17 protein-coding genes are annotated in these 14,424 nt (G+C 56.1%); 7 read left to right on the forward strand and 10 right to left on the reverse strand.

Annotation, left to right across the window (positions count from 1 at the left end):
- Positions 1–33 precede the first annotated feature (33 nt).
- The 3 genes from I5192_RS07650 (at position 34) to I5192_RS07660 (ending at position 1,660) form a co-directional block, all read left to right on the forward strand.
- The gene (locus I5192_RS07650; RefSeq protein WP_170393209.1) at positions 34–924 is read left to right on the forward strand and encodes an SPFH domain-containing protein; all 891 of its coding nucleotides are present in this window, start codon (positions 34–36) and stop codon (positions 922–924) included.
- Positions 924–1,202, forward strand: a complete 279-nt coding sequence (locus I5192_RS07655) for an NfeD family protein (RefSeq protein WP_170405488.1) — start codon at positions 924–926, stop codon at positions 1,200–1,202. The genes I5192_RS07650 and I5192_RS07655 overlap by 1 nt, the downstream gene beginning before the upstream one ends.
- Before the next feature lie 95 nt (positions 1,203–1,297).
- Positions 1,298–1,660 carry an SUF system Fe-S cluster assembly protein gene (locus I5192_RS07660; protein WP_170393211.1) on the forward strand — a complete coding sequence of 121 codons (363 nt, stop codon included), beginning with the start codon at positions 1,298–1,300 and terminating at the stop codon, positions 1,658–1,660.
- 304 nt (positions 1,661–1,964) lie between these two features.
- Here I5192_RS07660 and I5192_RS07665 read toward each other — a convergent pair whose 3' ends face one another.
- Positions 1,965–2,288 carry a hypothetical protein gene (locus I5192_RS07665; RefSeq protein WP_223118107.1) on the reverse strand — a complete coding sequence of 108 codons (324 nt, stop codon included), beginning with the start codon at positions 2,286–2,288 and terminating at the stop codon, positions 1,965–1,967.
- 164 nt (positions 2,289–2,452) lie between these two features.
- Here I5192_RS07665 and I5192_RS07670 point away from each other — a divergent pair, with 164 nt between their 5' ends.
- Positions 2,453–2,818, forward strand: coding sequence for an iron-sulfur cluster assembly accessory protein (locus I5192_RS07670; RefSeq protein WP_170465407.1), 366 nt, complete (start codon positions 2,453–2,455; stop codon positions 2,816–2,818).
- Here the strand turns inward: I5192_RS07670 and I5192_RS07675 are convergent.
- Positions 2,815–3,729 (reverse strand): isopenicillin N synthase family oxygenase, encoded by a 915-nt coding sequence (locus I5192_RS07675; RefSeq protein ID WP_223118108.1) that lies wholly within the window; start codon positions 3,727–3,729, stop codon positions 2,815–2,817. The genes I5192_RS07670 and I5192_RS07675 overlap by 4 nt on opposite strands.
- A gap of 120 nt (positions 3,730–3,849) precedes the next feature.
- Here I5192_RS07675 and tpiA point away from each other — a divergent pair, with 120 nt between their 5' ends.
- Positions 3,850–4,599: a triose-phosphate isomerase gene (gene tpiA / locus I5192_RS07680; protein ID WP_170393215.1), complete on the forward strand. Its 750-nt coding sequence runs from the start codon at positions 3,850–3,852 to the stop codon at positions 4,597–4,599.
- Between the two features lie 9 nt (positions 4,600–4,608).
- On the opposite strand, the gene I5192_RS07685 is transcribed toward tpiA, so the two are convergent.
- The 7 genes from I5192_RS07685 to I5192_RS07715 all read right to left on the reverse strand — a co-directional run bounded on the left by I5192_RS07685 (position 4,609) and on the right by I5192_RS07715 (position 12,039).
- Complete coding sequence (locus tag I5192_RS07685; protein WP_223118109.1) at positions 4,609–5,055, reverse strand: nucleoside deaminase; 447 nt, start codon at positions 5,053–5,055, stop codon at positions 4,609–4,611.
- A 65-nt stretch (positions 5,056–5,120) separates the two neighbouring features.
- Positions 5,121–5,432 carry a multidrug efflux SMR transporter gene (locus I5192_RS07690; RefSeq protein ID WP_170562909.1) on the reverse strand — a complete coding sequence of 104 codons (312 nt, stop codon included), beginning with the start codon at positions 5,430–5,432 and terminating at the stop codon, positions 5,121–5,123.
- A 157-nt stretch (positions 5,433–5,589) separates the two neighbouring features.
- Positions 5,590–6,966, reverse strand: a complete 1,377-nt coding sequence (locus I5192_RS07695; RefSeq protein WP_170662412.1) for a TRAP transporter large permease — start codon at positions 6,964–6,966, stop codon at positions 5,590–5,592.
- The gene (locus I5192_RS07700; RefSeq protein ID WP_170393219.1) at positions 6,966–7,643 is read right to left on the reverse strand and encodes a TRAP transporter small permease; all 678 of its coding nucleotides are present in this window, start codon (positions 7,641–7,643) and stop codon (positions 6,966–6,968) included. The genes I5192_RS07695 and I5192_RS07700 overlap by 1 nt, the downstream gene beginning before the upstream one ends.
- Positions 7,644–7,759: 116 nt before the next feature.
- Positions 7,760–8,761, reverse strand: coding sequence for a DctP family TRAP transporter solute-binding subunit (locus I5192_RS07705; protein WP_304621967.1), 1,002 nt, complete (start codon positions 8,759–8,761; stop codon positions 7,760–7,762).
- 318 nt (positions 8,762–9,079) lie between these two features.
- A complete protein-coding gene (locus I5192_RS07710; RefSeq protein ID WP_170393221.1) occupies positions 9,080–10,309 on the reverse strand; it encodes a sigma-54 dependent transcriptional regulator in 1,230 nt (409 codons plus the stop codon).
- Complete coding sequence (locus I5192_RS07715) at positions 10,306–12,039, reverse strand: ATP-binding protein (RefSeq protein ID WP_223118110.1); 1,734 nt, start codon at positions 12,037–12,039, stop codon at positions 10,306–10,308. Before I5192_RS07715 ends, I5192_RS07710 begins: the two co-directional genes overlap by 4 nt.
- Before the next feature lie 46 nt (positions 12,040–12,085).
- On the opposite strand from I5192_RS07715, the gene I5192_RS07720 reads away from it, so the two are divergent.
- A complete protein-coding gene (locus I5192_RS07720) occupies positions 12,086–13,267 on the forward strand; it encodes a cytochrome P450 (protein ID WP_223118111.1) in 1,182 nt (393 codons plus the stop codon).
- A 106-nt stretch (positions 13,268–13,373) separates the two neighbouring features.
- Here the strand turns inward: I5192_RS07720 and I5192_RS07725 are convergent, their stop codons facing one another.
- Positions 13,374–13,847, reverse strand: a complete 474-nt coding sequence (locus I5192_RS07725; RefSeq protein WP_010439761.1) for an Lrp/AsnC family transcriptional regulator — start codon at positions 13,845–13,847, stop codon at positions 13,374–13,376.
- A gap of 245 nt (positions 13,848–14,092) precedes the next feature.
- Between I5192_RS07725 and I5192_RS07730 the strand changes: the two genes are divergently transcribed.
- Positions 14,093–14,407, forward strand: a complete 315-nt coding sequence (locus tag I5192_RS07730; protein ID WP_170393224.1) for a DUF2849 domain-containing protein — start codon at positions 14,093–14,095, stop codon at positions 14,405–14,407.
- The last annotated feature ends 17 nt before the right edge of the window (positions 14,408–14,424 follow it).

Below are 14,424 nucleotides of genomic sequence, written 5' to 3' on the forward strand. Positions count from 1 at the left end.
TGTATACCATAGTACACAATAAATGAGGACAGTATGATAGAAGACCAGATTATCGGACTGATTACTTCGAACATTATCTACCTGCTGGCAGCGGCGCTTATTGCCATTGTCATCTTCAAGGGCATCAAGATCGTGCCTCAATCCGAGAAATACGTTGTTGAACGGTTTGGCCGCCTGCATTCGGTGCTTGGGCCCGGGATCAATTTTATCGTTCCTTTTCTAGATGTTGCCCGCCACAAGATATCCATCCTTGAGCGTCAGTTGCCAAACGCAACGCAAGACGCAATTACCAAGGACAATGTTCTGGTGCAGATCGATACTTCGGTGTTCTACCGCATTCTCGAGCCGGAAAAGACGGTCTATCGCATCCGCGATGTCGACGGTGCGATTGCAACGACTGTAGCCGGTATCGTCCGCGCCGAGATCGGTAAGATGGACCTGGATGAAGTGCAATCGAACCGGGCGCAACTGATTGAACGTATTCAGGAAAGCGTAGAAACCGCTGTTGACGATTGGGGGATCGAAGTAACCCGCGCCGAGATTCTGGACGTAAATCTTGATCAGGCCACTCGTGACGCGATGTTGCAACAATTGAACGCCGAACGTGCCCGCCGCGCACAGGTCACCGAGGCCGAGGGCCAAAAGCGTGCCGTTGAGCTGCAGGCAGATGCCGAACTTTATGCGGCAGAGCAGACCGCCAAGGCCCGCCGAATCTCGGCTGAGGCCGAAGCTTATGCGACTCAGGTCGTAGCAAAGGCCATTCAGGACAACGGGCTGGAAGCGGCACAGTATCAGGTTGCGTTGAAACAGGTGGAATCGCTGAACGCCCTGGGCAACGGCACCGGCTCGCAGACCATCGTTGTGCCTGCAAACGCACTTGAAGCCTTCGGCAATGCCTTTAACATGCTTAAAGGAGGAAAATGATGGCCGATCCTTTCTGGCTGACGTGGTGGATTTGGTTGGCCGGAGCGCTCGCTCTGGGCATCCTTGAGGTCGCGCTGCCCGGCTTCATTTTCCTGGGTTTTGCCATCGGTGCAGCCATTACCGGGGTGGTTTTGCTGATCCCTGGCCTCACGCCATCCCTGCCCGTTCTGCTGTTGATATTTGCTGTTCTGTCACTGGTCGCATGGCTGGTTCTGCGCCGTATGTTTGCCTTGCCGCACGGCCAAGTCAAAACCTTCAAGCACGACATCAACGACTGATCTGTCGTGGCGCCCTGATCAGGCGCCACGGCACCTCTGGACGCTGCCCAGCACTTTCCCTATATAATTTCTCAGGTAACAGACCCGAGGCATCAATGACCCACCCCAGTGAACAGTTCGAAGGCAGCCCTCTGATCGCTCCCTCGACCATCGATCACCCGCTCTACGAACCCGTGGTCGAAGCTTGCCGGACGGTGTTTGACCCAGAAATACCGGTCAATATCTACGATCTCGGTCTGATCTATACGATCGACATCACCGGAGAAAACGCGGTCAAGGTGATCATGACCCTCACTGCGCCAGGTTGTCCTGTCGCAGGCGAAATGCCCGGTTGGATCGTGGAAGCAATCGAACCCGTTGCTGGCGTCAAAGAGGTCGACGTCGAACTGACTTGGGAGCCACCTTGGGGCATGGAAATGATGTCAGATGAAGCCCGGCTTGAGCTGGGTTTCATGTAACTCTCGACTTACTCACAAAAAACATGGCGATGTTACAAAACGGTGTACTGCGTGTTACTTAACCGTTTTCATGTTGTCACAATGCTGGGTCACAAGGTCCTCAGGTACTGACCCAGTGATTAAGCATGCGTTTTTCGATCTGCTGGACGTGCTGGCGCAGGATGTTGAGTCGCGGGCGTCTTATCCGATTGCCCCGCTAAATTGACATACTTCGTGAATTGCATGGGCCTCTGACCATAGCCATCCCCCATTCAATGGGCCCATTCCGGGCCGCTCTTGCCCGAGAGCGGCCCTTTTTGTTTGATTATTCGATGCTACAGGTCGATTTGATTTCAGCAGCGCGCGCGTCCAGCTCTTTAATATAGTCGCCTGACAGCATCTTCAGGTGCTTGCTCTCGGTTCCTGTGACGAGACCCAGCAAGGCGCCGGCAGGGAGGATCGAGAACACGCTTTCAGCCTGCTGGTCCTCGGCATGTTTCTTTTCAGCTGCGATTGCGCGCAGATCACCGGGTGCGGTAGCACAGTTGACCGGGTGCCGTTTTGTGTCATCTATCGCAAATGCCGCAGACGCGGACGCCAGCAACATAGATGTGAAAATGGCTGCTCCTGCCCAGTTCTGCGCTCTCATCGATCCAACCCTCTCTGGAATGCCTGTCCTTTACTTCAGGTACGCTAAAGCTTTGCGCACCATCGTGACAACCCTGCTCGGAGCGTGTATTTGAACAGGCTCTCTCTTGAGCCCGGCGCGTGTCGGCCTTAGATTAGAGATAACGCGCGATAACGGAGCCCACCATGTTTGGCATTCCCGGCAAACAAGCCGTGACCATGACACCTAAAGCTGCTGAACAGATTGTTCGGCTTATGAAATCCGGCGGTCACACCGGATTGCGCATTGGCGTCAAGAAAGGCGGCTGTGCGGGGATGGAATACACCATGGACTACGTCGATGATGCCGACCCAAACGACGAAGTGGTCGAGCAGGATGGCGCGCGTGTAATGATCGCCCCGATGGCACAGATGTTCCTGTTCGGAACCGAGATCGACTACGAGGTTTCACTGCTTGAGGCCGGTTTCAAGTTCCGAAACCCGAATGTAGTCGATGCATGCGGATGCGGAGAATCGATCAAGTTCGACGAAACCTTGGCTGAACAACGCTAACTCGCAGCTTTTAGGTGGACGTAGGTCTCATTAAATCGCCGCGTCAGGTGCTCTCCGGCGCGGATCGTGGCGCATGAACCCGGCGGCGCAACATTTGTGTCGTAAGAAGGATTAAAGAACAACGGAACCGAGATCCTCTCGTTCACGCTGCCTTTGACCCTATGCTCGGTCGCTTTGACTTCTCCTGCCGTCCAAAACTCCAGCATCTCCCCGAAATTGATTATGAATTGTCCCGGCGTGGCGTTTACAGCTTGCCAATCGCCATCAGGCATACGAACTTCCAGACCCGGAGTGCCGTCCGTGGCCAGCAAAGTCAGGCAGCCATAATCCGTATGCGCGCCGATACCAAAGTCCTTTTCTCCCGCCCAATCAGGGCGTTGCGGATAGAAGTTACCGCGCAGCAGCGCCATTGGTGTATCAAAGGCGGCATCAAAACTGTTTGGATCCCTACCGATGGCAATCGCAATCGCGCGCAAAACGCGAATGGCAACTGAGCAGGCGTCTGAATAGTAACTCTGGATCGTTCTCCGAAAGGCGTCAGCCCCGTCTGGCCAGAGATTTGGGGCATACACACTTAATCCCCGCCCCGCATAGGGATCATCGGCTGGCAGTTCAAAACCGCTATCAAAGACTTCTTTGAAATCCGGGTTCGCCCTGAGATCCACCTGTTCGGAACGCGGCGCACCCCAACCGCGGTTGGCACCCGTAGCTGCCATATCGACGCTCTGCTTGATCTCATCGGGTTGACGAAAAAAATCGCGATACGCGTCAATCACCAGCTGCACACGGGCGGCATCGAGGCCGGAATTGGAGATTGTTAGAAATCCGATCTGGCGAACAGCATGTCTCAGCTTTTCCATTTCAGCTGGATCACGCAGATCCAATTTGGCGAGATCGAGATCATCTATCATGCCATCCTCCGCAACAACGCGCGCAATGTGTCCCGACACGTAGCGCTATGCAACCGGAATTGTCAGCCCCGCCTGCGGGTGATATCCGAGGGTTCAAAGCAGAAAAACGGAGGGATCGCGATGCGGCGTAAGTTGGCGGCAGGCAACTGGAAAATGAACGGAACTGGCGTTGCGCTGAGCGAGTTGGAAGCGTTGAAAGCCTCGCACCCATCTTCTGCGGTAGAAATCCTGATATGCCCACCAGCCACTTTGCTTCATCGCGCGGCAAATACGGTTGAAGGTTCGGGCATTACCGTTGGTGGCCAAGACTGCCACGCGGCGCTCTCGGGTGCGCATACCGGGGATCTGAGTGCCGAGATGCTGTTGGATGCAGGGTCGAGCGCAGTGATCCTTGGCCATTCCGAGCGCCGTGAAGATCATGCTGAGCAGAACGAAGACATCCGTGCCAAAGCCCGCACCGCCATGGATGCAGGCCTGAAGACGATCATCTGCGTCGGTGAAAGCCTTGAGCAGCGCGAAGCAGCAAATACTCTGGATATCATCGGTGGACAGATGTCGGGTTCGATCCCGGATCAAGCGACAGGCGAGAACCTGATTGTCGCATATGAGCCGATCTGGGCCATCGGCACCGGCAAGGTTCCAACTTTGGAAGAGATCGGAGAAGTGCACGATTTCATACGCGCACGTCTGGAACGCCGATTTGGCGAAGGTGTCGGCCGGTCAGTCCGCCTGCTGTATGGCGGATCGGTCAAACCCGGTAATGCTGCCGAGATTTTTGGCGTTTCAAATGTTGACGGAGCGTTGGTGGGTGGTGCCAGTCTGAAAGCAAATGATTTCTCGGGCATCATTCAGGCGCTTGAAAGCGCCTGATCGCCAACCTCATTCGGCAATATCTTCGGCCCAAAGCGCGGGCTTCTCTTCGATAAAACGCCTCATCAATGTAATGCAGTCCGGGTCATCTGCGATGATGACCTCTACACCGCGATCGCGCAGGAAGTCCTCATTGCCGCCAAAATTCACGGTGTCTCCGATCACAACACGCGGGATACCGAACTGTACGATCGTGCCAGAACACATCATGCAAGGCGACAGCGAGGTATAGAGCACAGTATCGCGATAGGTCTTCTGCCGCCCTGCCTTGCGCAGCGCATCCATTTCCCCATGGGCAATCGGGTCGCCCAGTTGGACACGCTGATTACGCCCTTGTGCGACGACCTCACCAACCCGCGCAAGCACTGAACCGATTGGGCAGCCTCCTTCGTCAAATCCAGCTTTCGCCTCATCATAGGCAACGCGCAGCAAGCGTGCATCGGTGTCGGTCAGCATAAGCAGGTGTCCTTTGTTCGGAGTTGTTTCGCAAAGCTGCCCGACACCACAACGGCGGTCAACGCTTAGGCCAGTTTCATGATGACCAAACCCGTCACGATTAGAACCGCAGCGCCGATCCGCATGGGCGTCAGCGCTTCACCCAGGAACAGGATGCCAATAGTGAACGCCCCTACTGCGCCGATCCCGGTCCAGATCGTATAGGCGGTACCAAGCGGCAGATCCCGCATGGCCATTGCAAGCAGGCCAAATGACCCGATCATCGCAACACCCATGATCGCCGTCGGCCACAGCCGCGTGAAACCAGCGGTCTGCTTCATCGCGACGGCCCAGACGATTTCGAGCAGGCCAGCAAACAACAGTAATATCCAGGGCATAAGAACACCTCACTTTCCGAGATCGGGTCGTCCCGAATAATCGTCCATGATGGTGAGGTCGTCCTCTGACCCTCAGATATGCGTTTGGGCATCAGTTTCAAGACAAAAAAAACCGGGCGGATTACACCGCCCGGTTCATATGCTCGGTTTAACCGATCTAGTTGGTTATGATCTCAGGCCCCATGAATGTGTTGGGCAGGAATGTCGAAATCCACGGGATATACGTAACCATGATGAGGAAGACGAACAGCACGGCCAAGAACGGCAACGCTGCCTTCACAACACTCATCATCGGCATACCCGCTACGCCCGAGGTTACGAACAAGTTCAACCCGACCGGAGGCGTGATCATCCCGATCTCCATGTTCACCACCATGATGATGCCCAGATGGATCGGATCGATGCCCAGCTCGATGGCAATCGGGAACACCAGGGGGGCCACAATGACCAGCAGACCTGAGGGCTCCATGAACTGGCCACCGATCAGCAGGATCACGTTGACCACAATCAGGAAAGTCACTGGCCCCAGACCCGCCGATAGCATGGCGCTTGCGATATGCTGAGGCACCTGCTCATCCGTCAGCACATGTTTCAGGATCAGCGCGTTGGCGATCACGAACAGCAGCGTGACGGTCAGCTTGCCCGCCTCGAAAAGTGTATGCTTGGTGTCGGGGTGCACAAAGGCCGTGATCAACGCATAGGGTTTCTTGAGCAGCGAGATGTTCTGCGCATTCCCTTCGGTGCTGAGCGGACCCATATCCTTGTAGACAAAACTTGCGATCAGGAACGCATAGACGGCAGCAACAGCCGCGGCCTCGGTCGGGGTAAAGATACCTCCGTAGATACCGCCGAGGATGATGACGATCAGGAACAGACCCCAACCGGCCTCGCGCGCCGAGGTGAAGACTTCGCCCCAACCTTTCCAATCGCCTTTGGGAAGGTTCTTGACCTTGGCCATGACGTAAATGGTGATCATCAGCATCAGACCAGCCATCAAACCCGGAATAACGCCCGCAAGGAACATCCGCCCGACCGAAACCTCCACGGCTGCCGCATAGACCACCATCACGATTGATGGCGGAATCAGAATGCCCAGTGTCCCTGCGTTACAGATCACACCGGCGGCGAATTCCTTGGAATAGCCCACCTGACGCATGCCAGCGATGACGATCGACCCGATTGCGACAACTGTCGCCGGAGACGAACCCGACAAGGCCGCAAACAGCATACACGCGAAGACGCCAGCAATTGCCAGACCTCCGGGCAAGTGCCCTACACAAGCGATCGAGAACCGGATGATCCGCCGCGCCACTCCACCTGTGGTCATGAAAGATGACGCGAGAATGAAAAACGGGATAGCCAAGAGGGTGAAATGCCCCTCAAATGCCTCGAACAGCGTGCCAGCGACCGAAGCCAATGAGCTGTCGGAATAGATCAGCAGGAAGAGGGTCGAGCTGAGACCAAGTGCCACCGCGATCGGAACTCCGATCAACAATAGGCCAATGACCATCGAGAAAAGTAGTACGACGTCCATCAGTCATGCTCCCCCTGCTGGGCGCGGACTTCTTCGATCTCGTCCTCAACCTCGTGGCTAGCTACAAGGCGATCAGTTTCACCGCGCCAAATCTGTACTGCGACCTGTGCAAAACGGATCACCAGCAGCAACATCGAAAGAGGCAGAACGAAATACGGAACGACCTTGGGCAGTTTCTCGTAATACTCGCCATAGTTGATCATATCTTCCAGAAACCGCAGCGGCGCGACCATCGGGATATCATCAACTTCATAGAAGCTCTGGCTGCGCGCGCTCATGTCAAAGCCGGTCGGAAACCAGCGACCCGAGGTGGGCGGCAGATCGGCAAACACTGCCCAGTAGTCATACGAACCCTTGAGCAGGAGCAGAGAAAACACCAGACAACAAGCAACGGCTATCAGCGCTAAAACCCGGCGTGGCGCGGGGGCCAGCATGTTCAGGATCGCATCAACACCCAGATGTGCATGCTTTTTCACTGCATAAGACGCACCCAGCAGCACCAACCAACCGAAGGTGAATACTGTCAGTTCCAGCGCCCAAAGAATGTTAGAATTGAATACAAACCGCGCGATCACATTGGCGAAGGTGACAATTGTCATCAGACCCAACAGGCACGCAATCATGGTTTCTTCGATATGGTCGACCAGCCCGCCTTGGCCGGGTTTCGCACCAGACATCTCTCTGTCCCCGCATTTTTTTGATGAGAGTGGTGGGAGTGTGGCGGGCCACTAAGGCCCGCCCAGCCTATGCGTCCATAACTCCCCAGTCCCCGGACGCGTGGCTTGAACCGGGATCAGAACCCGGCGTTGATCGCCTGTGCGGCGTCGATCTTGTCCTGACCAACGTCACTGGCAAATTTATCCCAGACTGGCTTCATCGCATCGACCCAGGCCTGGCGCTGCTCGGGGTTCAGTTCCCGGATGATGCCCCCTGCGTCAGTGATCGAAGCCTTGGCAGCTTCGTTTACGGAAAAGGCCTCCTTGTTACGAGTCTCGGTCACTTCGGCGAGAATCGTCAGGAATTGATCGCGAACTTCAGGCTCCAGGCTGTCCAGCCAGTCAACTGAGGTTACAACCAGATAATCGATGATACCGTGGTTCGTTTCTGTGATGCCGTCCTGCACCTCGAAGAACTTCTTGCCGTAGATGTTCGACCAGGTGTTTTCCTGCCCGTCAACAACGCCCTGTTGCAGAGCACCGTACACTTCCGAGAACGCCATCTTCTGAGGGCTGCCACCAATTGCTTCCATCTGGGCAACCAATACGTCCGAAGACTGAACGCGGAACTTCAGGCCGTTCGCATCCGAAGGATCTTCCAACGGCTTGTTCGCAGACATCTGTTTCATGCCATTGTGCCAGAATGCCAGCCCCTGAAGGCCGCGGCGCTGCATGCTGTCTTTCATCGCCTGACCATCAGCCGAGGCTTGGAACGCATCCACAGCATCGATGTTCTTGAACATGAACGGCAGATCGAACAGGCGGAATTGCTTTGTAAATTTCTCAAACTTCGACAGCGAGGGCGCGGCCAACTGCACGTCGCCCTGCAGCATCGCTTCAAGAACCTTGTCATCGTTGTAAAGAGTGGAGTTCGGATAAACCTCCATGCACATCACGCCGTTCATCTCGTCATTGACGCGCTGCTCAAGCAGCGAAGCGGCGATGCCCTTGGGGTGTTTGTCGGTATTGGTCACATGCGCAAACTTCACGACGATCTCGCCATCATCGCAAGCTGCTACACCAGCGGTCGCTGTCACGGACAGTGCGATTGCGGTTGCTGCCGTTGTCAGGAATTTCATCAGTCTTATCCTCCCAGACTTCCCTAAAACTTCCATCGAGCGCTCAATCAGCGCCGTATGTTGCGGAGTGAACCGAATCGGCTCCTCACTCTCAACATTTTGTTTAGATGTTGCTGAAATCTGTTTTTTCCAAATAATTTCTTACGGTTAAATGATGTCCGTTATAAATCTGGTATTTCGGCAGAACTACGCTGTGCGATTTTTCGCACAGGCAGTCAGCACCTTGTGCGAATTTCCGCACAATATCCGAATCGATGCGAGCGAATCGCTCGCTTAAGCCACAGCGCAACCGCAGTTCGCCCTAGCGGAAGTGTTTTGCTAACGACGATAGTCTTCTGGCCTAATGTGGTAGCGGGTCAGCTTGTCATAAAAAGTTTTGCGCGGCAGCTTCAGTGCCTTGGCGGCATCCGCAGCCTTGCCATTGTGGCGCCCAAGGGCTGCAATCAGCAAAGACCTCTCAACACGCGCCAATTGCTCGCTCAACCCCAGATCAGCGGCCTGTGCAACCTCATCCGGCATCCCCAACACAAACCGCATTGCCGCCGACATCAACGATCGGGCATTGCCCGGCCAATCCTGCGCCATCAGCGAGGCCAGATGCTCGGGTGTCACTTCAGGTTCCGCAATCCCGGCCTGCTCAGCGGCCTGCGCCACATAGCGGCGAAAGATGACGGGGATATCCTCGGGCCGTTCTGACAGGGCCGGGATTCGCACCCGCATGACATCCAACCTATAGAACAGATCGGCATTGAACCTTCCCTGTGCAGTAAGGTCCGACAAATCGGCCGTTGCCCCTGCGATGATTCTGGCTTCCGTCCCTTGTTCGATCAGTTCCAGCGCGGCGTATTGCGTGGCATCCGACATCGCCGAGATCTCATCCAGATACAGCGATCCGCCTGCCGCATCCTTACAGACACGCAACAAATCATCCGGGTTCAGGCCTGAGGCAGGGCGTTTGACAAATGGCCCCTGTCCAACCGGAGACATCAGATGGACAACTTCAGCGACCTTTGAAACTCCGCTACCCGCTGGCCCGGTAACCAGTACCTCGGCCCGTGTTGGCGCTACGCTCCGCACTCGCTCACGCAAGGCCTCGGCTTGATCTGACAACCCAAACAGCATGCGTGCTGCGGGATCGCCACGCTCAAGTTCGCGCCGTTGCTCGCGTTCCTGCAGAATTTCTGCGCGCGCGGCAAAGGCTCGTTCGAGTACCGCCAATAAATCCGCTGCTGCACAGGGCTTTTCCAGAAAATCAAATGCTCCCTGCCCCATGGCCTGTACCGCCATCGGGATATCGCCTTCACCTGTCAGCAATACCACCGGAAGTTCAGGATCAACCTCGCGCGCGTATGCGAGCAGATGAAACCCATCCCGCCCCGGCATGCGAATATCCGAGATGATCACACCGCCGAAGTCACGATGAATATGATCCTTTGCGGCCACGAAAGATCCCGCGGTGACCGGTTCATACTCGGCCAATTCGAGGGTTTGCGCCAAGGCCTCACGTACGGCGGCATCATCATCGACCAAAAGCACTTTGCGGATCATGCTGCCTCATCTTCTTCAAAGGGTTCCAGTTCAACCGTGAATTCAGCACCCTCGTCCGTGTTGGCACCGCGAATATCCCCCCCGAAGCTCTGAACCAGACCGTAGGATATCGACAGCCCCAGACCCATCCCTTCGGACGTCCCAACCGTTTTTGTGGTGTAGAACGGCTCAAACACGCGGTCGGGGTCCTCGATGCCGGGTCCGGTATCCCGCACCGACACGCGAATAGGCTTTCCCCCTGACAGAGTGACCAATATTCTGCGCGTCGGTCGATCGACCATCGCATCCGCTGCATTATTGATTAGGTTGACAAACACCTGCACCAGACGCACCTCTCCACCCCAAGCATAGACCGCAGTCTTTGGCGGCACCCACTCCAACGCGACGTTCTCATCGCGCAGGCGCGCCTCGGTCAATTCTGTGGCAGTGTTCAGAACCTGAACCAGATCAACGCGCCCCATTGGTTCGTTTTCATTTCTCGCAAAGGCCCGCAGGTTCTTGATGATCCGCGCCATGCGTGCGGCCATATCGGAAATGCGGCCCAGATTTTCGCCAGCTCTCTGGCCCTTGCCGCGCTCAAGAAAGGCGGTCCCGTTGTCGGCGAACTGCTGAATCGCCATCAAGGGCTGGTTCAATTCATGACTGATGCCAGCCGACATCTTGCCCAAAGCGCTCAACTTACCAGCCTGAACCAAATCGGCCTGCGCTTGTTTGAGCGCGGCCTCCGCCTCCTGCCGCTCGGCAACTTCGTGGCGCAAAGCGCTATTAGCCGCCGTCAAGGCGCGCGTACGTTGCGCGACCCGGCTTTCCAGCACGGTATTTGCCTCTGCAAGTGTCCGACGGCGTTCCGAGGCCAGAAACAACAAAGCACCAAAGGCGAAACAGATCGCCGCAACCGCCGCCGCCTGCAACCCCGCCAACCGGCGCGCCGGGGCGACATCAACCAGCATCTCTGCGGTCATCGCAATCACCGGAAGATCGAGCGTCAGATGCAGGGCGCGACGGGGCAGATAGCGACCCCAATTGAGCTTCCACACTTCATATCCCGCAATCCGGGTTGAGGCGAAATCGACATTCTCACCTTCTGGTGACATCAGCCCTTGCTGCCCTTGCCCGCGGCGCCATAGTAGCAGATCCGATCGGTTCGAGATAAAGACAACCCCATCCGTATCAACGAAAAACACCGCATCGGTACTGCCGCGCCATGTTTGTTCCACATCCTGCACATCGGCCAGAACCATCAACGCGCCTTCTATTTGGCCCAAATCCCCGAATGATGGGGCCGCGTATGAATAAATGCGGTCACTGCTTGCGTCTTCGACCCCATGTGCGCTGCCCAGGGCCCCCTGCATGGCGCGCTCGAAGGCCGGATGTGCGGACATATCGCGCTGCGTCACCGGTTGGGCCGCGACCAGAACCTGACCCTCCGGATTCAGGTACATAACGTTAACGGCAGCGGTTTTGTCTGCCACATCCAGCAGCACCTTTCGGGCGGCCCGTTGCTGTTCTGATGTTTCTAGCTCCTGCAAAGCAGGATGGTCCGCCATCAAGGCGGCCACTTCCTGATAGACCTGCATTTGAGTGCTCAGACGGTCGGCGGCCAGTTCTAAATCGGCCTCGGCCTTCTCGCTCAGTTGCGACAGGGCCTGACGATAGCCATAAGTCCAGACCGCCGCTGACAGCAATCCGACCGCGCATAAGAAACCGGCTATGATCCAAAAACGTTGCATATCTAGGGTCTTGCATTCAGCAGCCGCCATGGCAAGTCTGCACCGCATGAAGACGCTGACCCAATCCCCGACCGACCCGGCATTCGTGCAAAACCCATACCCCTTTTATGACAGCGCACGTCAGTCGGGCGATCTGTTCTACTGGAAAGACTACGGCCTTGTCGCGGCTGTCTCGCACAAAGCGGTGCAAATTCTGCTGCGCGATCGGCGCTTCGGGCGTGAAATCCCGGCGGAACTTGCAAAACCCGGCCCAGAGCATCTTGCACCCTGGCTAGAAGTCGAATCCCATTCGATGTTAGAGCTTGAACCCCCGCGTCATACTCGATTGCGTTCTCTGGTACTGCGGGCGTTTACCTCTCGCGCGATCACGGCGCTTGAGGGGTCCACTGAACAGTTGTGCCACGATTTGATCAAGCAGTTCCCCGCTGGCCCCTTCGATCTGCTGGAGGCCTATTGCACCCAGGTCCCCGTGATCACGATCTGCCGTCTGCTTGGTGTGCCGGAAGACATGGCACCGCAACTGTTGCAGTGGTCGCACGCCATGGTGGCCATGTATCAGGCAAACCGGACGCGCCAGACCGAAGACGAAGCCGTCCGGGCGACGCAAGCCTTCACCACCTATCTCGAAGAATACATCGAAAAACGCCGTACTGACCCGCGTGACGATCTGATCACCCGGTTGATCGCGGCAGAGGAAGATGGCGAAAAACTCTCGCGCGACGAACTGATCACGACCTGCATTTTGTTGCTGAACGCCGGTCACGAAGCCACCGTGCACGCTATTGGCAATGGCGTGAAGACTATATTAACGACGGGTACACAGCAGTATGTCCTGGCGCCCGGCACTATCGATAGCGCAGTCGAGGAAATCCTGCGTTTCGATCCACCACTGCACATGTTCAGACGCTATGCCTATGAAGACATTGAACTCTTCGGTCACCGCTTTGCGCGTGGTGACGAAGTTGCCTTGCTTCTGGGCGCAGCCAATCGCGACCCTGCTGCTTGGTCCCAACCCGATACATTCGACCCGATGCGAGATGTAAGCGCCAATACTAGCTTTGGTGGTGGCCTTCACTTCTGTGTAGGCGCTCCGCTGGCCCGGCTTGAGATGCGGATCGCCCTGCCCATCCTGTTCCAGCAATGCCCAAAGCTAGAGCTGACGGCAGAGCCGCAATATTCGGACAGCTACCATTTCCACGGGCTGACCAAACTCATGGTAGCGGTCTGACTTAACATCCTGTCAAGAAACCCGGATCCGTGCTTCATCTGGCCATAAATATCTCGGGGGAGTCGCCTTCGGGCGGCGGGGGCGGCGCCCCCATTCACGCTTCATCCTATCCGACAGACTTCAGTGGTAGCATGGTGGTCGATTTGATCTCTTCCATCGAAAGCAAGGCTGTGACGTTGTGCACCCGTACCTCTGAAATCAAAGCCTGATAAAACGCATCATACGCACGCGCGTTCTTGACGCGCACTTTCAGAATGTAATCGATGTCTCCAGCCAAACGGTGCGCTTCCTGAACCTCCGGACGATCGCGCAACGCTTTCAGGAACTTCTGCTGCCACTCAGCCTCATGTTCCGACGTACGGATCAGCACAAAGAATGTGGCCTCAAAGCCCAACGCTTCGGCATCCAGCAATACTGTCTGCTGGCCAATGACTCCTGCCCCCTTCAGTTTGCGAATGCGATTCCAAACCGGCGTCTTGGAGCTCCCTACACGGGCTGCGATTTCGTCAAGCGACTGGCTGGCATCCCGTTGCAGCTCGGCTAGAATTTTCCGATCCGTGTCGTCTATTCGCACCGACATTCCAATTTCCCTTCCAATTCAGAACAAACCTTCTTCCACTCGCCGATGATAGAACATTTGTCCTTATTTCTTAGCGCATATGGCGATTTGGCGGGAATATTTCCTATATTGGCACTCAAGTCAAATCAGTCACGAGATGATCCGATGCAGGTCAAACAAACAAATATGCGCATTCACAAACCCGGCGTCGCCCGAGTTGCGCAATACCCGCACGTAGTCTCGGATTTCAATAAGGAGCTTGCCTGATGGCCCGCGCTTTTACCCCCAAAGTCGTCACCGCCAACGACTTGTTGGAAGGTGATGTGATTTACCAGACCGAAGATGACCGGTGGTCGCGCGAGTTGTCCGATGCCGAACTGATCACGGACGAAGCTCACGCGCAGGTTCGTCTGCTGGATGCCGCGCGTCAGGCCAACAAGATCGTCGGCGCCTATCTTGCCGACGCGGTGGCCGGAGAAAACGGCCCCGAACCCACCCACTTTCGGGAGGATTTCCGCCGGACTGGTCCGTCCAACTATGCCCACGGCAAACAGGAAACCTCCCCGCAGCCTCGGGCCTGATCTCAGGCCATTCTCTC

This window comes from Ruegeria sp. SCSIO 43209, from assembly GCF_019904295.1.
Classification (GTDB): Bacteria; Pseudomonadota; Alphaproteobacteria; order Rhodobacterales; family Rhodobacteraceae; genus Ruegeria.